This is a genomic window from Psychroserpens algicola (assembly GCF_014526325.1).
In the GTDB taxonomy this organism is placed as follows: Bacteria; Bacteroidota; Bacteroidia; order Flavobacteriales; family Flavobacteriaceae; genus Psychroserpens; species Psychroserpens algicola.
In genome coordinates this window covers 1-24,771 of sequence record NZ_JACNMJ010000004.1, presented here as the reverse complement: position 1 = coordinate 24,771, position 24,771 = coordinate 1, and the positions used below count along the sequence as shown (strand labels likewise).

The 24,771-nt window shown below is 34.5% G+C and carries 18 protein-coding genes and 2 tRNA genes; 9 read left to right on the top strand and 11 right to left on the bottom strand.

What is annotated here, in order from left to right; translation table 11 throughout:
- Window positions 1-5: 5 nt before the first annotated feature.
- Together H7350_RS09880 and H7350_RS09875 are read right to left on the bottom strand one after the other, a co-directional pair.
- Complete coding sequence (locus H7350_RS09880; RefSeq protein ID WP_204345753.1) at window positions 6-422, bottom strand: thioredoxin family protein; 417 nt, start codon at window positions 420-422, stop codon at window positions 6-8.
- An 86-nt stretch (window positions 423-508) separates the two neighbouring features.
- Window positions 509-1,138 carry an NAD(P)H-dependent oxidoreductase gene (locus H7350_RS09875; RefSeq protein WP_204345752.1) on the bottom strand — a complete coding sequence of 210 codons (630 nt, stop codon included), beginning with the start codon at window positions 1,136-1,138 and terminating at the stop codon, window positions 509-511.
- Window positions 1,139-1,315: 177 nt separating this feature from the next.
- Here H7350_RS09875 and H7350_RS09870 point away from each other — a divergent pair.
- Window positions 1,316-1,400: transfer RNA gene (locus H7350_RS09870), tRNA-Ser, on the top strand.
- A 165-nt stretch (window positions 1,401-1,565) separates the two neighbouring features.
- Here the strand turns inward: H7350_RS09870 and H7350_RS09865 are convergent.
- Together H7350_RS09865 and H7350_RS09860 are read right to left on the bottom strand one after the other, a co-directional pair.
- Complete coding sequence (locus H7350_RS09865; RefSeq protein ID WP_235989317.1) at window positions 1,566-2,051, bottom strand: hypothetical protein; 486 nt, start codon at window positions 2,049-2,051, stop codon at window positions 1,566-1,568.
- 26 nt (window positions 2,052-2,077) lie between these two features.
- Entirely contained in the window at window positions 2,078-3,862 is a 1,785-nt protein-coding gene (locus H7350_RS09860) for a hypothetical protein (RefSeq protein WP_204345751.1), read from the bottom strand.
- A gap of 144 nt (window positions 3,863-4,006) precedes the next feature.
- On the opposite strand from H7350_RS09860, the gene H7350_RS09855 reads away from it, so the two are divergent.
- Genes H7350_RS09855 through H7350_RS09840 form a run of 4 tightly spaced genes read left to right on the top strand, consistent with a single transcriptional unit; the run spans window position 4,007 to window position 10,606 of the window.
- Window positions 4,007-4,525, top strand: a complete 519-nt coding sequence (locus tag H7350_RS09855; RefSeq protein WP_204345750.1) for an RNA polymerase sigma factor — start codon at window positions 4,007-4,009, stop codon at window positions 4,523-4,525.
- A gap of 55 nt (window positions 4,526-4,580) precedes the next feature.
- Window positions 4,581-5,483 (top strand): FecR family protein, encoded by a 903-nt coding sequence (locus tag H7350_RS09850; RefSeq protein ID WP_204345749.1) that lies wholly within the window; start codon window positions 4,581-4,583, stop codon window positions 5,481-5,483.
- Window positions 5,470-7,974, top strand: a complete 2,505-nt coding sequence (locus H7350_RS09845) for a TonB-dependent receptor (protein ID WP_204345748.1) — start codon at window positions 5,470-5,472, stop codon at window positions 7,972-7,974. The genes H7350_RS09850 and H7350_RS09845 overlap by 14 nt, the downstream gene beginning before the upstream one ends.
- Before the next feature lie 37 nt (window positions 7,975-8,011).
- Window positions 8,012-10,606 (top strand): T9SS type A sorting domain-containing protein, encoded by a 2,595-nt coding sequence (locus H7350_RS09840; RefSeq protein WP_204345747.1) that lies wholly within the window; start codon window positions 8,012-8,014, stop codon window positions 10,604-10,606.
- A gap of 45 nt (window positions 10,607-10,651) precedes the next feature.
- On the opposite strand, the gene H7350_RS09835 is transcribed toward H7350_RS09840, so the two are convergent.
- Window positions 10,652-11,524 carry a sterol desaturase family protein gene (locus tag H7350_RS09835; protein ID WP_204345746.1) on the bottom strand — a complete coding sequence of 291 codons (873 nt, stop codon included), beginning with the start codon at window positions 11,522-11,524 and terminating at the stop codon, window positions 10,652-10,654.
- Window positions 11,525-11,888: 364 nt separating this feature from the next.
- On the opposite strand from H7350_RS09835, the gene H7350_RS09830 reads away from it, so the two are divergent.
- The 4 genes from H7350_RS09830 (at window position 11,889) to H7350_RS09815 (ending at window position 15,770) form a co-directional block, all read left to right on the top strand.
- A complete protein-coding gene (locus H7350_RS09830) occupies window positions 11,889-12,671 on the top strand; it encodes a DUF3108 domain-containing protein (RefSeq protein WP_204345745.1) in 783 nt (260 codons plus the stop codon).
- A 4-nt stretch (window positions 12,672-12,675) separates the two neighbouring features.
- Window positions 12,676-13,002: an FUSC family protein gene (locus H7350_RS09825; RefSeq protein WP_204345744.1), complete on the top strand. Its 327-nt coding sequence runs from the start codon at window positions 12,676-12,678 to the stop codon at window positions 13,000-13,002.
- 97 nt (window positions 13,003-13,099) lie between these two features.
- On the top strand, window positions 13,100-14,137 hold the full coding sequence (locus H7350_RS09820) for a M28 family metallopeptidase (RefSeq protein ID WP_204345743.1): 1,038 nt from the start codon (window positions 13,100-13,102) through the stop codon (window positions 14,135-14,137).
- 82 nt (window positions 14,138-14,219) lie between these two features.
- Complete coding sequence (locus H7350_RS09815) at window positions 14,220-15,770, top strand: M28 family peptidase (RefSeq protein WP_204345742.1); 1,551 nt, start codon at window positions 14,220-14,222, stop codon at window positions 15,768-15,770.
- A 191-nt stretch (window positions 15,771-15,961) separates the two neighbouring features.
- Here the strand turns inward: H7350_RS09815 and H7350_RS09810 are convergent.
- The 6 genes from H7350_RS09810 to H7350_RS09785 form a co-directional block, all read right to left on the bottom strand.
- Window positions 15,962-16,037 (bottom strand) — tRNA-His (locus H7350_RS09810).
- A gap of 64 nt (window positions 16,038-16,101) precedes the next feature.
- Window positions 16,102-16,818, bottom strand: coding sequence for a bacillithiol biosynthesis deacetylase BshB1 (gene bshB1, locus H7350_RS09805; protein ID WP_204345741.1), 717 nt, complete (start codon window positions 16,816-16,818; stop codon window positions 16,102-16,104).
- 148 nt (window positions 16,819-16,966) lie between these two features.
- Window positions 16,967-17,860: a 23S rRNA (adenine(1618)-N(6))-methyltransferase RlmF gene (rlmF, locus tag H7350_RS09800; protein ID WP_204345740.1), complete on the bottom strand. Its 894-nt coding sequence runs from the start codon at window positions 17,858-17,860 to the stop codon at window positions 16,967-16,969.
- Window positions 17,853-19,019, bottom strand: a complete 1,167-nt coding sequence (locus H7350_RS09795) for a trans-sulfuration enzyme family protein (RefSeq protein WP_204345739.1) — start codon at window positions 19,017-19,019, stop codon at window positions 17,853-17,855. The genes rlmF and H7350_RS09795 overlap by 8 nt, the downstream gene beginning before the upstream one ends.
- 70 nt (window positions 19,020-19,089) lie before the next feature.
- Entirely contained in the window at window positions 19,090-19,905 is an 816-nt protein-coding gene (locus H7350_RS09790) for a T9SS type A sorting domain-containing protein (protein ID WP_204345738.1), read from the bottom strand.
- A gap of 132 nt (window positions 19,906-20,037) precedes the next feature.
- Window positions 20,038-24,771 (bottom strand): LamG domain-containing protein (locus H7350_RS09785; protein WP_204345737.1); only part of this gene is annotated, 4,734 nt, incomplete at its 5' end.

Below are 24,771 nucleotides of genomic sequence, written 5' to 3'. Positions count from 1 at the left end.
TAATATTATAATTTTTCGTTTAAAAAAGACAAGAAAGCAGTAATATTCTCGGAGTCGATAAGAGTTAATGGCTCACCAATTGTCTTACCATTTTTATCAACCAGCGCCAAACCAGGTGCTGAAGTTTGCTTTGTATAATGAATTCCTAAACGCGCTGAATTCGTTTGCTGATTTGAAATATCTATTTTTAAGAGCACTACTTTTGATGCTATTTTATTAAATCCATTAGAATTGAAAAACGCTTCTTTTAACAGCGCTGAAGCTTCGGATTTTTGATGATTTGTAACAAATGCTAATACTGGTTTATTTTGTGTTTCAGATTGCTTTAAAGCGATTTCATTATCGGTTAACCAATTGGTTTGATCTTGTGCAGACATCTGCAATCCGACAAATAAGACTAAAACAACTATCAATTTTTTCATAGCAATATCATATATAGGCGACACTAATCGCAATTAGGAATGAAACAAATATAATCAAATCAAAATCACATAAAAAGCTTTTTTAATTACATTTCAATGACCGACTCATTAAGATCTTTTCTAACTTTTTTAAACTGAGCAAACATATCATCTTCTGCTCTGTAACCTACTGGTAGCAATAGTACAGATTTCAGGTTTTTAGATTTCAGATTTAAAATTTTGTCATAAGCTTCAGGATGAAAGCCTTCCATCGGACAAGAATCAATGCCTTCTATAGCACACACTGTCATTAAATTTCCTAAAGCAATATAAGCCTGTTTGGTTGACCATTCTTGTCGTTGCGCAATCGTCATTGAGGTCATCATCGCCTTTAAGTCTTTACGATATGGTGCCAAGATGGTTTCAGGTGTTGTGCGAATGTCTTTAACATTATCAAAATGCTCGTCGACATCTTCTGTTAAAATATTATCTTGAATAGCCAGTACTAACAAATGTGAAGCTTCTAATACTTGATTTTGATTGTAAGAATGTGCTACTAAATCTGCTCTCATTTTTTTATCTTCTACAACAATTAAAGATATGGTCTGTAAACCAAAAGAAGTAGCCGTAAGGTTAAACGCTTGCTTTAAAATGTTAAGTTTCTCATTAGTAAGCAATTTACTTGTATCGAACTTTTTTGTTGCGTAGCGCCATTTTAATTTATCTATGGTAGTCATATACAATTCATATTTCTGCAAAAATACGCTTAGAGGAATTATATCACATCATATGTTCGATAAATTAATTTAATAGTTGTATTAAATAGATTAAAAAAAGTAGTTTTTATTTGAAAGAAATAAAAAAGGGTTCTATATTTGCACTCGCATTTAGGGAATACCTAATGAGACACACTTGGAGAAATGGCAGAGTGGTCGAATGCGGCAGTCTTGAAAACTGTTGAGGGTCACACCTCCGGGGGTTCGAATCCCTCTTTCTCCGCAAAAAGAAACCTATAACGAAAGTTATAGGTTTTTTTGTTATGTGACATGAACAAAACTTGTATCATAGTAATATAAAAAAACCAACCATAAATAACTCATGGTTGGCCTGCTATTAATCAATTATTTTTCGGGGCAGAATATAGTCAACTTGATTAATTAATCTTTAGTTTTTTTCGAAAGTCAGCATGTCAGTTCCACCGTTACCGCCACTTATATCAATAAGTTCAATTCTGGTAGAAGAAGACGATACGACATCCCAATCATCATTAAGATCTTCAAAATCATTGTTATCTGGCACTGGAAAGAAAATATTGAAATCAATATCATCGTCACTATTACTGTCGTCATTGCTGTTACTATCATCGGTCACAGACCAAGTTCCTGTTAGTGTATTGGCACCATTTGTTGCTGTAAGTGAGCCATCGGCATTGAAACTAAAATCATAACCATTGAAATCAGAAGTTTCGTTTTGACCAGAATCATTAAAGTTTGTGATTCGCCATGTACCTGACTCAGCATCGCTTTGTATTTCTGCAATTTGCTGACTATTATTATTAGGATTTCCATCGTCATCATCGCTAGAGCACATTGAAGACATTAGGGAAAAGCTTAAAAGGAATAAGAATCCGAGGTGACGTGTTTTTTTCATAATTATTAGTTTTAAAATGTTTTATTTTATAATTTTTGAAGAGTGAGCGTATCAGTTCCGCCTCCGCCTCCACTTACGTCTTGAATGATAACTTCTGTACTTGACACAGAAATAACATCCCAATCGTCGTCGTTAAATTCTTCGAAAGGTAAATCTGAACCAAAATCCAGAGTCATTTGATTACCACTACTCAATACAGCCCAAGTTCCGTTATTAGTATTTGAACCATTCGAAGCTGTAACAGTACCATCTGAGATAAAGTCTAGTTCATAACCTGAATAATCTGAAGTTTGGTCATCGGCATCTTCAAAGTAAGAAGACACAATCCATAGACCATCGGTTAGAATTGCTTCCAAATCATCATTTCCGTTACCACCATCAAATGGTTCGCGTTCAAATGTTAGAAAATCTTCTGAACCATCACCTCCACTTATGTCTTTTAATCTAATAATATCATTGGTGACTTCTAACACATCCCAATCTTCAGCTAATTCATCAAGTGGAATACTTGTGCCAAAATTTAAGTTAAGTTCGATATCTGTATCATCTCCAGAGCTTGTTGACCATGAACCATTGGTTACTCCACTCATATCAGTAGCTGTTGCTGAATTATCTGATGCAAAATTGAAAACATAATCTGCAAAATCTAAAGTTTCATCTGTATCATCAAAGAAATAAGTGACATACCAATCTCCATTTGTTAAGGCATTAACTAGAGTAGTATCATCAATACTTCCTCCTGATGAACAATCACTTTCAAAACGCAATCTATCATCTCCTAATCTTAAATCAACATCTACTTCGTCATCATCTTGTTCAATTTCGTGCAAGTTCCAAGTATCATTAAAATCTGGCAATCCATTAATATTTATGGCAACGGATATGTTATTACCTGTTCCTGATGCTTCCCATGTGCCATTGAAACTATTAGTTCCTTGAATAACTAAAATTGTTCCATCACTATTAAATTCAAACACATAGCCTACATAATTATCTTCGAGGTCATTATCATTTCGTTCAAGCTTATCAACTGTCCATTCAAAACAATCTGCAAAAACGGTGTCCAAGTCATTTGTAGTACAATTATCACAATCATCATCATCAAAATCGTTATCATCATCTTCATCACAGCTATCGTCTGCCGCTTCAATAGCATTGATTAATTCTTGAATGGTATTTATAGTCAAAGATGTACCATCTGCAAGGATTACAGTAATTGGAAAGTTAATAGTGACAGCTGCAAATTCATCTAAATCTTCAATAAAATCATACATTTCATTATCATTACTGATGGTGATGGTATTAATTAAATCGTTATTCTGATCATAAATAGATGCTGTTATAGGATATTGAAAGTCAATACATTCTATATCATCATCATCTTCATTTTCACCAACACAATTGGCTGTTAATGCCGCCAATTCAGTATCAGAGTTGACTACAACAGTAGAAAAATCGGGAAGTATGACTGTTATAGGATAAGAGATAACAATAGAGTCTATATCATCATCAAATAAGTCGATAATGTCTTCGATATCTTCATAACCATCATCGTCATTAACTGTAATTTCAATTCCATTAACTGTAACTGTAACTGGTAATTGCACACTTAAACAACTGGCATTGTCAATTATATTATCATATGAACCGTCATTTGTAGCAACATTACTCATTAAAAGTGCTATTGTAGAGTTCGCTTCAATTGTATCTTCTACTGGTGGATCAATTGCTAAATCGTCTTCTGTTCTACAAGACATAAAAGTGAGTAAAACTCCTGTAATTAATAGTAAAATTGGTTTTAAAGTTTTCATAAGGATGTGGATTTTATTTTATATCTATGTTTGCTTTTATATCAGCCTATTTAATATTACAACAACTGAAAAAATAAATATCCCAAGAAAAAATGGATTTTTTTTTATTTATCTTTCATTACTGAAATTTAAAAAACTCAACCCTTGTCAAAATCATTGCACCAAGATATCTGTGATAAAATTCGCTTTTCAAAACTGTATGAAAAGTACGCACAGACTTTGAGCAATATTCTATATTATAAGTATGGTGAACGATTGAATCCATCCGACAAAGTACAAGAAGCATTTATTAAACTTTGGGAAAACTGTGCAAAAATAAAACCTGAGACTGCGAAATCTTTTTTATATACCACAGCAAACAATATGATGCTCAATGAAGTTAAGCATCAGAAAGTGGTGTTGAAACATCAAAAGATAAAGCCTAAAGATTACACAAATGAATCGCCAGAATTTATTCTACGCAAAAAAGAATTTCTTAAGCGTTTTGAAAATGTGCTTTCACAATTAAAAGAAGAAGAACGGGTTGCATTTTTACTCAATAAGGTTGATGGGAAAACTCACCAAGAAGTTGCAAACATTTTGAATATCACAAAAAAAGTAGCTGAACACAGAATTTATGCCGCTTTCAAAAAACTTAAAGATGCACTCGAAGAATTAAATTGAAAATAATTTTGGGACATTTATTATTTCAGTTGTTTTAATTATATAACGCTAAGTTATGGATAAAGAGTATTTATTAAAAAAATGGTTAAATAATGACCTGTCTGGCAGTGAACTACAAGCTTTCAATGCACTTGAAGATGCTGACTTATGCAAAGAAATTATTGAAGAAGCCCAACGCTTCAATGCCTCTCTAAATGCTAAGGTTGATTCCTTTGACACGCTAAACAAATCATTAGTTTCTAAAAAAACTTCTTCTACTAATTGGACAAAAGTTGTTTCTAGCATAGCAGCTATTCTAGTTGTTGGATTTGCATTGTTTACATGGGTTAATAAAGACCAAATAAATTCACTTGAAACCACTTTAGCCCAAAACGAAATTATAACGCTTCCTGACAACTCACTCGTTAACCTAAATGAATTATCCAAATTAGAGTACTCAAGTTCTAATTGGAATGATTATAGATCATTAAAACTTAAAGGTGAAGCCTTTTTTGATGTTGAAAAAGGAAAGCGCTTTGTTGTTCATACAGACTTCGGAAAAGTTAGTGTTCTGGGTACCGAATTTAATGTGTTATCCAGAGACAGTATTTTTAAAGTGTCATGCTATGAAGGCTTAGTTCAAGTGCTTTATCATGATAATAAAGTAAAGCTTCCTGCAGGAACAGAATTTATTTTAATATCTGGAAACAGTTCAAAATCAAATATTGCTATCGCTGAACCTTACTGGCTCAAAAATATGAGTGTTTTTGAAAATGCTTCTTTAAAAGATGTGATTAATGAACTTAAAAAACATTACGATATACGTGTACAATATCCATCTGATTTGAATATAAAATTTACTGGTGCTTTTGAACATAACAATCTTGATAATGCCCTAAAATCTATTACCAGCCCCCTTAATTTGACCTATAAAACTCAGAGTATTAACGAGGTCATCATAAGCAATGGAAAAAACTAGGCTTAATATATTTATTGCACTATGCTTATTGCCTTTGTTTAAATTACAGGGTCAAAATTCAGGACAAAAAGTCTCAATTTCTGAAGTTCTTGAACAAATTTCAAAAGTACATTCAATTACATTTAATTACGAGAGTAATCTCTTAAACGATATAACTGTAACTCCAGTACCAGAAAATTTAAGTTTAAATTCTAAAATTAGAAACCTCGAAAAGCAAACCAATCTGGTTTTTGAAAAAATTAGTGATTTAGTATATACCATTTCAAAAACTATAAACCTGTGTGGCTACATCAAAGATTCAGAATCAGAAAAAACACTTTCAGGAGCAACCATTACAAGTAAGTTTTCTTATGCAGTAACTAACGATGATGGCTATTTTGAAATTGAATTGCAGTCTTTAAACGAATTACTGACAATAAGACATATTGGATTCAAAACTATAGAACGTCAACTTAGGTATTTTACTTTAGATTATTGTGAAACTATTACAATGCTCATTCAGCAAGAAGCTATTTCTCCCGTACTCATTGAAACTTATTTGGTTAGAGGTATTGATAAAAAACAAGACTGGTCTACAGCTATCGATTACAAACGATTCACACTTTTACCCGGAATTATTGAATCTGATGTATTACAAACAGTTCAGGCTTTACCCAGTATATTAAGTGTTGACGAAACTGTATCTAATATAAACATACGAGGCGGTTCTCACGATCAAAATCTCATTATGTGGGACGATATGAAGATGTATCAAACCGGACATTTTTTTGGACTTATATCCAGTTTTAATCCTCATATAACAGAAACAGCTAATGTAATTAATAATGGCTCAGATGTAGCATTAACTGATGGCGTTTCTGGAACAATTCTCATGCAAACTGAAAAGCAAATTGATTCAAAATTCAATAGCATTTTTGGGCTTAATTTTTTAAATGCAGACATATTTTCAAACATTCCAATTGGCACTAAGTCATCCCTCCAAATAGCATCTAGAAAATCTTTAGATGATTTCGCAAGAACACCTACATACGAAGTTTATTTCGACAGAATCACACAAGACACTGAAGCAGAGAATAATAGCGCTAATGTGACAAATTCTAATCAGGAATTTAATTTTTATGATGCATCTTTAAGATGGTTATATCAACCAAATGATAAAAATGTTTTAAGACTAAATTTTATCTTAATCAACAACGATTTAGGATTTAATGAAACGGCTAGTATTAATGATGTTTCAAGAACTAGACGAAGTAATATATCTCAAAATAGTTTAGCCGTTGGACTTTATCACAAAAGACAATGGAATGATAAACTTACATCATCTATAAATATTTACAATACAGAATATAAACTTGAAGCACTCAATGCTGATGTATTAAACAATCAGCTGCAATTACAAGAAAATATAGTTTCCGAAACAAGTTTGAAGGTTGATACTAAGTATCAGCTAAATCAATGGGATTTTAATCTCGGATACCAATTTACAGAAACCGAAGTCATCAATTTAAATGATATTGATTTACCTCGATTTGTAAGACGCGATGAAGAAGTACTAAGATCTCATGGTGCTTTTGTACAAGCTTGGTATAAAAATACCAATCAGGGTTTTTCTGTCAGAGGCGGAATAAGAACCAATTATCTCACAAGCTTTCAAAAACTTATTATTGAACCACGTTTAAGTATTAGAAAGACTTTTTTAGATCAATTTGAAATTGAAGTTCAGGGTGAATTCAAACACCAAAGCACATCTCAAATCGTCAATTTCCAAAATGACTTTTTAGGTATTGAAAAAAGACGCTGGCAATTAACAGATAACGATAGCATTCCAATTATTGAAAGCAAGCAGATTTCAGCAGGAGTACTCTACAAGCATAACGGTTGGCTGGTAGATGCCAAAGGATTTTATAAAATAGTTGATGGTATAACTACTCAAAGCCAAAGTTTTACTACTAAATATGAATTTGCCAGAGAAAGTGGAAATTATACTGCGCACGGCTTTGAATTTTTGTGCAGAAAAAAGTTTAATCATTTCAGTAGCTGGTTAAGTTATTCTTATATTAATAACACCTATACATTTGAAACACTTGAATCTACAGAGTTTCCAAGTAATTTTGATATTACTCACTCGATAACTTTAGGAACTACATTTAGTAGTAAGTTCTGGAACATTTCAACTGGTCTTAATTACAGAACAGGAAAACCAACTTCAATTCCTATGGATAGTAATGAGATTATCGATGATGATGTAAATTTTGATAAAACAAATAGTGAAAGGTTAATGAATTATGTACGAATTGATGCTTCTGCCATTTATAAATTTAAAATAAGTAACTCTATAAGATCCGAAATTGGTGCCTCTGTATGGAATTTATCAAATAGAGAGAATACCATAAACAACTATTATAGAATTAATGAAAATGACGAAATAGATAAATTTTCAAGATTTTCATTGGGCTTGGCAACCAATGCTGTTGTACGTATATACTTTTAATAAAATAATCGCTTAAATGACACTAAAACTAACAATCATGAAACATTTCTATTTTATTTCGTTTTTATTGCTTACGTCTTTAGCTCAGAGTCAAATAATAACATTTCCTGATGCTGAATTAAAAAACAAACTGTTAGCTTCAAGTACAGAAAGCTATATAGCCGTTGACAGTGCAGGGAATGCTGTTGCTATTGACACAAATTCTGATAATGAAATTGATATAACTGAGGCATCGGTTATTTACGAATTAGATATCAGTTCAAGTAATATTTCAGACCTCACCGGACTTGAGCATTTTGTAAATTTAATCCAGTTGGAAGTCAATTTAAATAATATTTCCACATTTGACGGTACGGCTTTTACCAATTTAGAATATCTAAATTTTAGTAATAACAGCCTGACATCGACAAATCTTACAGGTCTTTCTAATCTTCAAATATTTTGGGCATTTGGCAATCCATTTACCTCCATCGATGTTAGTGACCTTAGTTCGCTAAGTTTATTAGACATTAGCTATTGCGACAACCTCACAAGTTTAGATGTTAGCAACTTAACAAATCTTATCGATTTGAGTTGTACAAGTAATGACTCCATGACAAACCTAAACCTTAATGGTTGTACAGCCTTAGAAGATTTAGGTTGTGCTTATAGTGCTTTAACAAGTTTAGATTTGAGTGGCCTTACTAGTTTGTCAACTATGTTTGCTGAACAGAATAACATCACCAGTATTGATGTGACAGGAGCAGTAAGTTTGGGCAATTTAAACATTGCCTTTAATCAGGTTACATCATTGGTTGTTCATGATTTACCTGTGCTACAATCTATCAGTGCAAGTGGAAATATGATTAGCAACTTGGATATTCAAAACTGTCCTTTATTTTTCACTCTCGTCATGGGTGATAATCAGCTAACTTCACTGGACTTATCTAATGTTCCTAGTACAACGATAGTACAAGTAGAAAATAATTTATTAGAAACTATAAATTTAGCAGAAAACAATGATATCGTTCAAATACGATTATCAAACAATCTTTTAACCGAGATCAATTTAAACAATTGTAGCAGCCTAAACTGGGGTTCGTTTGACAATAATCCTAATTTAGAATCCATCTTAATGAAAAATGGAAGTACAGAATCACTTTTTAATATTAATATAAACAACTTACCTAGTTTACAATATGTGTGTGCAGATACAGAACATTTAAACGATGTTCAGATTTGGTTAAATAATAATGGCTACGGAAATGTAAATATCAATTCGTATTGCTCATTTACACCAGGTGGTGAGTTTTTTGAAATTCATGGCCTATCACAATATGATTTTGAAAGCAACGGATGTTCAACAACAGATACTACAGTTCCATTCATGTCTTACAGTATTGATGATGGTATTATTGAAGCAATAGGCGTTGCTGATAGTACAGGAGTGTATCGCATTCCTGTACAACATGGGAGCTATACAATCACTCCAACACAAATTGACCCTACACTCTATGATGTTTTCCCTAACAGTTTTACAGTTGAATTTCCTCAAGACGGAAGTACGTTTGAACAAAACTTTTGTATTGTACCAAACTCTACAGTAAACGATTTAGAGGTGATTCTAACACCATTAACACCAGCAAGACCAGGCTTTGATGCAAATTATAGGCTAATGATTAAAAATGTTGGTAACCAAATCCTGAGTGGAGATGTTTCTTTGACGTATCCTGAAAATTTAACGACATTTTTAGAATCTGATGTTATGTTTGACAATTCAACAAGTGATAGCTATACCTGGAACATTACAAATTTGATTCCTTTTCAATCATTTACTGTTGAACTAGTATTTAATGTAAACCCGCCAACAGATCCTGATTTCCCAGTTAATATTGATGATATCTTAAGCTTTGTTGCTACCGTAAACCCAATAGAAAATGATATTACTCCAGAAAATAACACACACACTCTAGATCAAACTGTTGTTGGGTCTTTCGATCCTAATGATATTCTTTGCCTTGAAGGCGATAGCATTTTATTGGAAAACGTTGGAGAGTTTGTTCATTATCGAATTCGTTTTGAAAATACAGGCACATTTCCTGCACAAAACATAGTAGTTAAAAACAATATCGATACTCAAAAATTTGATTTGTCAAGTTTGACTGTCTTGGATGGAAGCCATGAATTTGTTACTCGTATTATTGATAATGAAATAGAATTTATTCTAGAAGATATTAATTTACCATTTGATGATGCTAATAACGATGGTTTTATCCTCTATAAAATCAGGACGCTTGCTTCGTTAATGGAAGGTGACATGTTTTCAAACAGTGCAGAAATTTATTTTGATTTCAACTTTCCTATTGAAACGAATAATTATAACACAACTGTCGTTACAGATAATTTAAGTGTGCATGAGTCTGAGGTTACTGATTTGACAATTTATCCCAACCCTGTTGATGATCTGTTAATTTTTAATACAGATATTGACATAGATAACATTCAAATATTAGACGTGTTGGGTAAGCTAATAACAGAAGTTACACCAAATTACAACACTAATAAAGTTAACGTGTCAAATTTAACCAACGGCATGTATTTCATTGTTTTTGAATCAGATAACAAAAGAATAATTAGAAAATTCTTAAAGTAATTAAATCAAAAAAATGTGCAAGATTACATTTATTTTTATTTTAAGCTATGTCTCCTTTTTAAAACCATAGGTGTTCTGGCCGATAAAATCCTTAGGAAACACATCATCTCCTGGGAAACCCAACTCGATAGCCCCACTATCTTCTGGGATATAGTTTGTTTTAAAAATATAATCCCACAGACTTAAACTTATTCCAAAATTGACACCATAGGTACCTTCAGGAAGCACATAGGAATGATGATACAAATGCATCACCGGATTATTGATAATATACTTTAATGGTCCCCAGGTTATTTTAATATTTGAATGGTTAAAATGTCCAATCGTAATTGCTAAAAAATGCACAACATAAGCTTGTTCAGGCTCGAAGCCAAACAATAGCATCACTGCAAAAGTCTTTAAAGGTTTATACAATATATTTTCCATCCAATGGTATCTCAAATGCGCAGCAAATCCCATTTCTTTAACACTGTGATGTACTTTATGAAACTTCCAAAAAAAAGGATATTTATGTAATAAGGTATGTGTAAACCATTGTACAAAATCAAGAATCACAAAAAAGACAACAAGCTGTAACCACATGGGCCAGCCAGAAGGATCAAAAAGTGCAAGTGAATCATCTGTTAATCCTATATCAGAAAACAGCACCTGGAGTAATTTATAAAACCCACTAATAGCTATGGAGAAAATGAAAAAATTAAAGAACATATAGAATCCGTCTAACCAAAAATCTTTTCTAAAAACAGCCTGCTCTTTTCGCCATGGAAATATAATTTCTAAACCCCATACACATAAAGAAATCACGATGAGTCCCCAAAAATAATTGGTGTACCAAGGCACTTCAAATACAATTGATTTCAAGGTCCAATCTACAGTGCCTGTAAAAGCATTAATAAATGCATCTATATACTTGTTCATGTGTAATCTATAATAGCCATTTTATTTTTCAATAGCTAAGTCGTAATAAGGATTTCAATCTAACCAAAATTAGTCATAAAAATTTGCTTGTCTTAGCTTATAGAATTAAAAAACAATATCACCTAATATATAACGTGAATAGCTTAAGCTGAAAATTGCCGAATCACATGATGTGTTTATAAAACAAATGTCTACAATTTTAAAAGTTATCAAGTATAGCAATGAAAAAGAAGAACAACCATCATCTTAACATGAATATAATTATGACAAATTCAGCAATAAAAAATTAGTTTGATATTATAATGCATTGTATTTTCGGCACAATAAATGTTAATAGATACGTTATTAAACCAAACTAACAATTATGAGATTATTATTAATTTCCGCTTTTATTTTATGCAGTTCCATAAGTGTTTTAGCTCAAAACAATACCATAGCCGCAGGTGAAAAATTAACATTTAGCGCCTCTTATAACATGTCTGGCTTATTAAATGAACTGGCTCAAGTAACCATGGAAACCAGCGAGGTTAAGACTTCAAAATCTACTTTATTAAAACTCAAATGTACAGCAGCAACGTATAAAAAATGGGATAGCTTTTTTAAAATACGTGATTTGTACGAAAGCTATGTCAATCCAAAAACCCTAACTCCATACCTCTACAACAGAGATATTGATGAAGGTGGCTATAAGAAGTTTATGAAGTATAAGTTTAATCATAAAACACAGATTGTATCAAGCCTCAAACGTAAAACAAGAAAAGACGGTAGCACATGGGAAGAAAAAAAGTCTTTAAAAATCGGTGCCTCTACAAGAGATTTAGTAACTACACTTTACCATATCAGAAATTTAGACATTCATAAAGCGAACATTGGAGATAGTCAGAATTTTAAAGTACTATTTGATAACAACGAATCTATTGTAACTATAAAATACTTGAACAAGGAGACTATTAACACTGCTTTAGGAAAAAAAGAATGTTATAAACTAGCCATCTCCATAAATAATAGTAATGTACTTAAAGGTAATAATGACAATCTACTTTGGCTAACTGCTGATGCTAATAAAATTCCTGTGTTTGCTAAATTTAAAATAGCAGTTGGTAGTGGCGAACTAAAAATCAAATCGGCAACAGGTTTAAAACATTAATATCATGAAAAAAACTCTTATCATTTTAGGTTTTATCACCTCTATTTTAGCTTTGATATTGGCCGTTACACCCTTGTCAAAAATGGCTTACATCCCATCAATTGCAGCCTTAATTTTTGGTGTTTTAGCCATGTATACCTCTAAAGGTAAACCGTCATCCAAAAAGTCTATTCAGCTCATTTTCCTGATGACAATCATCGCCTTAGCAGTAACCACTTACAAAGCTGTTTTTAATACTGTAGAAGTTGGTAATACCGAACAGTTAGAACAAAAAGAAGAACAGCTAGAAGAAGAGTCTTTAGATGAATTAGAAGATCTGGAAATCGATTAATTATACAGCCCATAAATTAAATCAGGTAATACGTTTCCGTATTACCTTTTTTTTTGTTTTATTTGAATCATAATCAGCCACTTATTTAATCCGAAGAATGAAAATTCAACTTGTCGCGCTAGCCCTCACTCTAGTAGGCTCATGTTCTACTCTAAGACATACCAAAAAAATAGAACGTCTTAAAGAAAATATAGCGTTTGAAAACACGCAAATTGTTGAACAATACCTAAACACTATAACCGAAGATGAACTCAAAGCGCATGTCTATGCATTTTCTTCAGAGGAATTTAACGGACGAAAAGCCGGTGAACCTGGACATCATAAAGCATCCCGATTTTTAAAAGACTACTACATTGCTCATCACATTAAGTCGCCATTAGGCTCAAAATACTATCAGCATATCCCCGAATCTTATTTTTCTGAAGACATAAAAGATTCTCAAAATGTCATTGCTTTTATCGAAGGTAGTGAATACCCAAACGAAGTTGTTATCATCTCTGCTCATTCTGACCATGAAGGTTATACCGAAACCGATATTTATTATGGTGCCGATGATAATGGGTCTGGTACTGCAGCCGTTTTAGAAATGGCACAAGCGTTTCAAAAAGCTGCCGATGATGGTCATAGACCTAAACGCAGTGTCGTTTTTTTACATCTAACTGGTGAAGAAATCGGACTCACAGGATCTAGATACTATACACAATATCCTGTATTCTCCATGTCAAATACAGTGGCCAATCTTAACATCGATATGATTGGTCGTGTCGATGATGCTCATGCTGATGATGAAAATTATATCTACGTTATTGGCGCCGACCGCTTGAGTACTGAACTGCATTATATCTCTGAAGAAGCCAACTCTAAATTCACTAATCTAAATTTAGATTATAAACTCAATAGTGATAGTGATCCAAACCGCTATTATTACAGATCTGATCACTATAATTTTGCGCAAAAAGGTGTTCCGGTAATTTTCTACTTTAATGGCGAACATGAAGATTACCATGAAACTACCGATACACCAGATAAAATAAATTATCCACTGTTAAAAAAACGTACCAACCTTATTTTTGCTACAGCGTGGTACCTTGCAAATTCCGAGCAACGGATTATTGTGGATAAACTCAATTTATAAGTCCAAAGGCTTAGCAATACATTAACATTTTATTTATAATTTTCGTAATATCTTGCCGAAAATTAAAATATCACAACTAACTATGAAAAATTGCTTAAGCATACTTACTATTGCCCTCCTACTGGTGAGCTGTGGTGAGGACAAAAAACCACCAGTAGACCCAACAGTTTACGGAAACACGATTACCTCTGAAGAGCTTAAAGACATGCTCTTTACTTATGCTTCAGATGAATTTGAAGGTCGTGAGACTGGAGAACCCGGACAAAAAAAAGCCGTTAATTACTTAAAAGACCAGTACAAAGCAATGGATATTGCTTCGCCTCTATCTGAAGATGATTACTTTCAGGAAGTGCCATTAGAACGTCAACAAGTTCCTAATGTTGAGTTCTCAATCAACGGAAAAAAAGCAGCGATGTTTGACGATTTTATTTCCTTAGGCGCTGTCGATACAAAAACATATACCGAAGATCAAATAGTATATGCAGGCTACGGTATCCATACCAGCTCATATTCAGATTATAAAGATTTAGATGTTAAAGGTAAATTTGTTCTCATTAAAGCAGGTGAACCAAGAAATGCCGACAGTACCTTTGTCACAACTGGAACAAAAGAAGACACTAAATGGAGTAAAGGACGAAGCGGACGCTCAGCTAAAAAAACTGCTGCAGAAGAACTTGGCGCTAAAGGCGTATTTATCGTCGATAATGCCGCATACGAATACTACAGAAAAATCTATAAAAATTATAAAGACACCAACTGGCCTGGACGTATTTCTCTAATTAATAAAAATGGAAACATGCTTTATTTCTTAGTTAACGAGTCATTAGCCAAAACTCTTGTAAGTGATATCGAGACCAATGCAACACCAAAAGTCATCGATGCTAAAATTGACGTTTCCGTCGAAAAAAATGCTACTGAAGTTAAATCTGAGAATGTTGTTGCTTTTATAGAAGGCTCTGAAAAACCTGAGGAATTCCTGGTTATTTCATCGCATTTAGACCATATCGGATTTACTAAAGACGGACAAATAAACAACGGTGCCGACGATGATGGTTCTGGTACTGTAGCCTTATTAGAAATTGCCGAAGCCTTTAAAACTGCAGTAAAAGATGGTCACGGACCAAAACGTTCCATCTTATTTTTACACGTCACAGGTGAAGAAAAAGGCTTGTTAGGCTCTAAACATTATGCCGATAACGACCCTGTTTTTCCACTCGAAAATACAGTTGCTAACTTAAACATTGATATGATAGGTCGCGTGGATCCAAAGCGTGAAGGTGATAGAAATTACATTTATATCATTGGAAGTGACAGATTAAGTACAGACCTCCATAATATCTCTGAAGCGATGAATTCAAAATACGCCAACATCGCCTTAGACTATACGTATAACGATGAAAACGATCCTAACCGCTACTACAATAGAAGTGACCATTATAATTTTGCAAAACATAATATTCCAATCATTTTCTATTTCAATGGGACGCATGACGATTATCACAAACCAGGTGATACACCCGATAAAATTGAATACGATTTGTTAGAAAACAGAACGCGACTTGTATTTTACACCGCTTGGGAAGTTGCCAATCGTGACAACCGTCCTGTTGTAGATAAAGCAGACGTAAAGTAGCATATCAATTTGGGCGTTACCCTAAAGGGTCGCGCTATACGCTGTATCTTTTTGTTAAAACAAAAAGGATGCCGCTACTATCGCTAACGCAAAAAAGCGCTATATCATTAGATTAGCGCTTTTTTTATGAGTTATTGCCAAAATATAAGCCACAAAAAAAGCTCCTCATTTCTGAGAAGCTTAGTGATTTTGGGTGGAAGACCGGGTTCGAACCGGCGACTTTCGGTACCACAAACCGACGCTCTAACCAGCTGAGCTACAACCACCATTTAAATTGGACTGCAAATGTAAATTATTTCACAATTACTACAAAGACTTTTTTTCAAAATTATTACTTCAAATCAAACAAACTATCTACAGCAACATATCGCTCTGCTGTAAATCCTTCAGCATACTCACAACTTGTTAAGCGACCTAAGTCTCTGGCTCTGTATTTTACACTATCTGTAAAGTTTTTACTCGATATTGGTGTTTGTGGCTCTGTACTCTTAGGATCATAAAACTGAGTACTGTAAGCTAATACCGATTCCATTTTAACCTCGATATAGTTTGAAATATCAACAACAAAGTCTGGTTCTATAGGTTTCCACTGTATGTAATGATAGACTTGCTTTGGTCGCCATTTATCTTGTACTTCACCATTATCTTCGGTTTGAATCTTTATCAATCCGCTTAAAAAACAAGCATCACTAACCAGTGAACTCCCTTTTCCGTGGTCAATATGACGATCGTCAATGGCATTACACAATACAACATCTGGTTGATACTTACGCAATACTTTAATAATTTCTAACTGGTGCTCTCTATCATTCACAAAAAAACCATCAGCAAAACCCAGGTTTTCTCTAACCGATACACCAAGAATTTTTGCAGCATTATTAGCCTCCTGATCTCGTGTTTCGGCAGTACCTCGTGTTCCTAATTCGCCACGTGTCAAGTCAATAATGCCAACTTGCTTTCCGCGTGCAACTTCTTTGGCTATGGTACCACCACAACCTAATTCTACATCATCAGGATGAGCACCAAATGCAAGGATATCTAATTTCATTTTTATGCTTTTAAAATCAATACTACTGAGTTGTCGTTTAGTCATTCAAAACCCTTCATAAACAACTCATCTTTTAAATACGTTTGAGGACTTCGTTGAACAAAACTAGCATTTATAACGTAAACCATAAATCATGGTCACAATTATTTTAATTTGTAGTCCAGTTCTTCTGTTGCTTAGCTGTTAAAAAAGACCAGGCTACGACTCTACTTATTTTGTTTCCTAGAGATAATTCTAAAACCTTAAACTGCGTTGCTCCTAGCTTGTTGAGCGAAGAACGCATAGATTTAATATGCTCTTTTTTAGACACTAAACTCGTGTACCAGTAACAATTGGTATTAAACAACGAACTTTGATACAGATAATTATGTAAAAAGGCTTTCTCTCCTCCAGGATACCACAACTCTTTAGCTGTACCACTAAAATTTCTAACTGGATTTTGAGTGGCTTTCCCCAAACCCTTTAGTTTACGTTGCGTATTTTGAAGTGCCTCAGCTTCATTTTTATAAAATGGCGGATTACACATTGCTGCTGTTATTCGCTCAGAACCATCCAAAATTCCTGTTAGGATCTGTTGAGTTTGTCTTTGATGACGTAGCTCTATGATAGACTCTAAGCCATTTTTTTTAATAATTTGTTGCGCATTCTTTAAAGCCTCTTCATCAATGTCTGATGCCATAAAATGCCAATCATATTCAGCTTGACCTAATAGAGGATAAATACAGGTAGCTCCTGTTCCAATATCTAAAACACGATTGCCTTTTTCTAATCCTGAACTCTTGAGTAAATCATAAAGCAGATGGATATATTCAACTCGACCTGGAATTGGCGGACATAAATGTGCTTCAGGAAATTCCCAATAGTCAATACCATAATACAACTTTAATAAGGCTGTATTTAATGCTTTTACTGCCTTAGGATCAGCGAAGTCTATGCTGTCTTTTCCATACGTATTTCTAAATACAAAATCGGCTAACTCAGGAGAATTAGCGATTAAGACTTCAAAATCATAGCCTTCAGAATGTAAATTATGGTTATGCAAGTGACGCGACTTTAGTTGCTGTGATGGCTTGTTCAATATCTTGCTTTAAATCTTTGAAATTTTCTATACCTACCGAAAAACGAATCAGTCGATTACTAATACCTACAGCATCACGTTGTTCCTGAGTGAGTAAAGCATGTGATGTTTCCGAAGGTAATAACATAGTACTTTCCACACCTGCTAGACTCATTGATGATTTAATCAACTCTAATTGCTTCATAAAGGCCATAGCATCAATGCCTTCTACCAGTTCAAATGATAACATGGCGCCAAAGTCATGCATTTGTGCTTTGGCTAACTTGTGCTCTGGATGACTTTTTAAACCTGGATAATACACACGAGATACTTCAGAATGTGCATCTAAAAACTTAGCCAGCTTACGTGCATTTTTATTTTGAGCTTTAACACGTAGTGCCAGTGTTTTCATGCTGCGCTCCAGCATCCAGACCGTCATATCACTCAGGCTACCGCCAAGATTTTTTGACACATTCCAGATACGATCCATATGCTCCTGAGAACTTGCCACTGCACCTGCGAGAATATCACTATGACCACCTAAGTATTTAGTAGCCGAATGCATCACAATATCAATTCCGAAGTCAATAGGGTTCTGATTCACAGGACTCGCAAAGGTATTGTCTATAGTAGAAATAATACCTTTAGACTTCGCTAAATCGGCAACCGCTTTGATGTCTGTTATCGTCAGTAAAGGATTAGATGGAGTTTCGATATGTATCACCTTTGTATTTGGCTGAATTGCAGCTTCAAAATCGGTAACGTTGTAACCATTGGTAAACGTGTATTCAATGCCATATTTATGAAATTCCTCACGTATAAAATTGCTTGTACCTCCATAGAGTGTGTTTTGTACTACAATATGATCACCTTGTTTCAAAAAAGCTAAAAACATATGACTAATTGCTGCCATTCCGCTTCCAAAAATCATTGCGGCTTCAGTATGCTCTAAGGCTGCAATTTTTTTTGCTAAGTACTCTTGGTTAGGTGTATTAAAATAACGTGGATACCGTTTAACATCGACATTGTCAAACTCATAAGACGTCGCCAAATAGATAGGTGAAACCGCTCCTTTAAACTGTTCGTCTTTTATTTCACCAACATGCGTGCAGATGGTGTTGATTCCTAATTTTTGCTTAGACATGGTTCTTAGTTTTGTACCTATAAAATTACAAAAAAGAACGGCATCTAACTTTATATACGATAGTGTTTTCCTATTGACTTATAATCAAACGTTTGCTAAACTTACCTTGCTTGGTTTTAACGCTTACGATATAGGTTCCTTTAGATATATTAGAGAGCGACAAACTATAATTACCCGATAGATTTGGTTTTACATTTGACCATTGCTTTAAGTTTTGTCCTAATATACTATATAGTTTAATTTCCTCAATATCTAAAGACTGTGAAGCTATAATTTGAAGTTCTTGAGTAGAGTTGATATAACTAATTTTTGGTGTTGTTTTAATTGCATCTGAAACTGATAATTGTTGATTTGCAAATACCATGACACTCACATTATTGGTAAAGGCAACAAAAAAGCGATTGGTATAATTACCTTCTGGCATTTGTACTGTAAAATTACTGTCAGAAATAGATGTAACTGTATCTTCTAAAGCATCGTAAATATAGACCTGAATATCCTGATCAAAATATTCTAAAGCTTCTAAGGAAAATTCAATGTTTCCTGCATCCGATAAAAATAAACCTAAGGGATATGTTTTACTTTCATGAAATGCGCCTACACCTTGAATCACACAACGTTGCTCTCCAACCATCCAGCTTGAATCATTGTCGTAACTATCACCATTAACAGCGTCATACCCATAATCAAAACCGTCAGATGCAGCATTATCTGGAGTAAAACCTAAAAGTAAATGTCTGGTATAGCCCATTGCTGTAGTAATATCTAAGCGTACACGTTGTACCTGACTATTTGTAGTTGGTGAATTATCGTTAAAATTTTTGCTCATACCATTTGTAGATACACAACATAGTATAGCTAAGCATAAGTAGGTTAAGGATTTCATTACGTTTGGGATTTAATGAAACAATAGTTTAGTTGAAGGCTAATGTAATGCTAAAAAACAAAAAAATCCACAAAATGCACAATTAATCGATGAAATGCATTTTGCGGATAGGTTCTTATGGTAATTACTCCTCTAGTTTTTGACGAGTACTTTAGCAGCATGTGAACTGCTCAATGTATTAACTTTAATAATATAGGTACCTTCGGAAATTTGCTTCAATGGAATTCTTATAGCACCATCAAGCTCATACTCTTGTAACACATTCCAACTATGAATGGTTTGACCTAATACGTTTATGAATTGAATGTCTTTAACTTCAGAAATACGAGGTATTTTAACGTATACTTCCTGAGTAGAATTGAGATAATTAATCATAGCCTGGCTCAAGTCATCATCAGTAACAGACAATGCATCTTCTGAAGAAAATGTTACATAAAAGCGATCTAAATACGTATCGGCATCGAGTAGCATTTCAAAGGCTTCAGAATTGATTTCAAAATAAGTACCTGAAAAAGCATCGTGAATATAGACATGAATGGCTTCATCAAAATTTTCTAAAGCTTTCAATTCAATTTTAAATGTTCCAGAATCATTTAAAAATAGTCCCAGAGGATATTGATTACTGGTGTTAAAATCACCAACACCTTGTGTGGTATAATTTCCGTTCTCAATTCTCCAGAACATATCATTAGAAAATTCATCATCTGCATTTTCAGCATCATATCCATAATCAAAACCATCAGTCGCTTGTCCATTAGAAACAAACGCAAGTAATAAAGGACGAATAGCACCATCTTCAGTTATAAAATCCAGACGTACGCGCTTAATTTCAGTATTAGGATCACTTTGAGTAGTATATAAATTAGGATTGCTTGTTCTGAAAAACTGAGAGGTTGCAGGCGCTTCTCTTTCGTATATACGCTGACTGTTTTTAAATTGAATTGTACCACCACTTGCACTTGCCGTTACAAAAAATCCTTGTGATATCGGGATATATTGACCTGGTAATTTTGTAGGTGTTCCATTTCCACTAACTAAAGGAGGTGATACTGCAGGATTTCCACCAGAAAGATTATAAGTTGCATAACCACCTTCGTAATCTTCTAGTACATGTGTAAAATTAGACGTATAATGTTCCCAAAAATATAACGTACCATCAGTACTTTGCGTAGAACCAGGATTTCCTGAAGCTCCAGGGAGATTATCACGTATAAACTGATTTGCATCAATAGCCGAAGGATATGGGTTTCCAATTAAAGCCTGATTACCAACAGTGACTGGCGTTGTGATGGTACCATTGTTAGGTTTACCTGTAAAAACATAATTCTGTACATCCACAATAGGATCTCCTGCTCCACTTCCCTTCATCGTAAAACTTAAGCCTGTAGCTAAAATATCCCCTTCAGATAAACCTCTCCATGCTGCATAAGTATCTTCAGGATAATTTTCGAAAGCATATAACCATCTACTACTTTGAGTTATTGGTGTTGTACTTGGAATGGCGTCATGAGCTGTAGTCCATAGTAAATCAAGCGGTGTTGCTGAATTAGTACCGTCTTTTAATACAGAAGCGATACTATATGGATTATTATTTGAAGTGATACTCGCTGCACTCACTGGAGAACTCCAATAGTTATAGTTGTAGAGATTTGCTGTTCCCTGCTGATCACGTTCTAAGCGTCCTGAACTTGTTACATCCAATACGCTGCCTTCATCCTGAAGCAATTGTGACTCTCCTAATAAGTCGATGTTTCCATCTAATTTCAAATAATGGGTCACACGTAATGATTGTCCGTCATTCGTTTCATCTTGAGCTGTTCCAGGATCAGATATAGCTAAAACTTTATTTGCTGTATCAGAAATTAATCCCAGTACAATGATATCTTTATTTCCCGAATTTATATCATGTGAAGTTTGAACAATATTCCAGTCTATGAGTGTAGATCCGTCAACACCAACACTATTTGGTGCATCCCAGACACTAAAATTGGTCCATGTATTATCGGTTGCCCAGTTTTGTCCATCGATTCTAGAGGTATAAGGTAAAGGAGCAGTATTAGGTTGAGCAGAATTGATATTACGCAATCGTCCTCTAATACCTTTATATGCTGTTAGGTAACCACAATTAACGTCCATACGATAATAACCATCTAAGTCAGCCCAAGTTAAGCCTGGAATATCTAAAGGCACTATGACTCCACGAACAGCAGTATTATCCTCAATTTCCTGGTTCATCATCTGGCGAATCTGATCCACAGATAAGGCTGCATTCCATATACGTAATTCATCAATCCAACCATTGAAATAATGAACTGGTCGGTTAGGTGCATTATTAGCCTGATCCATTGCACCTATAAAACTATGCATCGCATTAGATGCTGGTGTAGCTCCAGAAACAGCTGTACTCACTTCAATACCATCTATGTACATTCGATAAGTGCCACTGGTATTCGTTACAGCAATATGATACCATCTGTTGGTAGATATTGGATGTAAAGATTGAATCGTTCCTCCAGCATTCCAGTTAAATTGAACAGTCGTTCCAACAAGTCTTAAATCATAGCCCGTTGAAAAATCATTGGCGTCACGTTTAGAAAAAATCGTTTGAGTCCCGCTTACAGATTCTGGTTTTACCCAAACTTCAATACTAAATGAATTTGAAAGGTTATAGTTGTTTTCAAATGTGACATAGTCATCATTTCCGTCAAAATCTACTGAAGGACATTCTTGAATAACCACTTGAATACTGCTTGAACAGTCTTCAGTAGCCGATATAGGAACCGTCCATGTTAATTGATAGGTTCCAGGTTCTGCTGAGAACGTTGATCGTGGACTTCCTAAATCTGAAAATTGATACACGTTTCCGCATCCTGAAAGTGCTGTTGCCGACCATACGCCAGCGACTCCTGTACCTGGATAATCACCTCCAGTAAATATAGCAGGATTTGATACACCATTTAAAATATTGTCATTTGCTGTTAACGTATTGTCATAAGCATTCAAGGCTACAGCATCACCACATTCACCGATAATTTGCGTAATATCTTCACCTGCATAAGATAACGAGGCATTGACAGAAATAAACTCGGTACCTTCTGGTCCATCAGCTCTACAACCATTAATTAATGAGGTCACACCATAGGTCTGTACTCCTGGTGTTACTGGTGTAATCGTTGTTGAAGATCCTGTGGTTACAACTGTTCCTGTTTCGTCTTCCCACTCAATAACTTCATCTACTGGAGCTTGAGGTATGGTAATTCCATCTATTGCCCACGAACTTCCTGCAGTTGAGGTAAAAGTAAATTTGATTCTCAAGTTGGTCAGACCAATATAATCTGACAAGTCCAAAGAAACCGCATTACTAGGATCTGAAAGGTTTATAGTTGGCACGTTATTACCTCCATTACCTAAATTGACAAATCCTCCTGAATCACCCGGACCACTAAAACTCATTAACGATATAGGATATGTAGCACCACCATCAACAGATAATTCTACCATTCCAATTGCTCCTGCTTGTAAATAGTAAGCAGACTGAAAATCTAAACTTGCAGTAGTTAAGGCTAAAGTATTAAATACGGGAGTTTCTAGTGTTGTTACTGATGGCGCTCCAAAGTCGCCATAACTAATAGCAAACTTATTACCTCCAGGGTTTTTATATCGAACTCCTGCTGTAATATTACTGCCATTATTTCCATTTCCATTACTTATTCCTCTCCATCCTGTTGGAGTAGAATTACTTCCAGAAGCACTCCAGCCATTGATACCATTATTTCCATCAACTAACCAACCTGGCAGATTTCCTTGGTTAAATTCTCCATTATCATTCAGTTGAGGGTTTATACCAAATGAACTTTCAGCCTCTACAGTAATAGCATCGCCTAAACACATGGTAAATGTATCTGGACCTATAATAGTTGGTGGTACATCTGGTGGTATTACTGACACCAAAACGATAGTTGAGTTCGCTTGACATGAGCCAATTTGAATAACTGCTCTAATTAATGTCGTTTCTAAAATATCAGCAAAATAATAGGTTGTAGTCGTATTAGCAATATCGGTCCAGGTTACACCTCCATCAATAGAGGATTGCCAGTAAGCTACATTTCCTGAATGTCCATACAAATTAAACGTTGCATTTTGAGGCTCATCAGGACAAGCTGTAACTTCTACTAAATTATCTTCATCTGCAATAGTTTGCGTATTGTTTAAATACCCTAAAACGGTTCCTCCAGTGATATTTGGACTGGTTACAGTCACGGTTGCCGTACAAATATCTGTATTTCCATTACCATCATCAACGGTAAGTACAATAACATTTGTACCTATATCTGTACAATCAAAAAGGTTTTGCGACAAGGTAAAATTCACTGTACCACAGTTATCTGTTGAGCCGTTATCTATTTGAGCTCCTGTTATAGTTGCTGTACCTGTTGTATCATCTAATTGTACTGTCAAATCCTGGCACACTGCGACTGGATTGGTTGTGTCATTTATAATGACGTTCTGAACCACATTAATTGAATTTCCATGACCATCATCAAAATTCCAAGTGACTGCAAAAGACCCTTGAGTTGAATATGTCAACGGATCTGATGTTGTTCCCGTAATGCTTCCTGAACATCCATCTGTAGTTGTAGGCACAGGAACTGTCGCGCTACATTGTCCAGTAATAACCGGAAGTGTTGGTGCAACAGGACCTGTGATATCATCAATAATTACATTTTGAGTTTGAGTAGATGTATTGCCGTTGCCATCATCATATGTCCATGTGACTATGGTTGTCGATCCTTCTCCTGAAATTGGTAAAGTAGCATCATGGCTTACGGTCACTGAGCCGCCACAATTATCTGTTGCCGTTGGTGC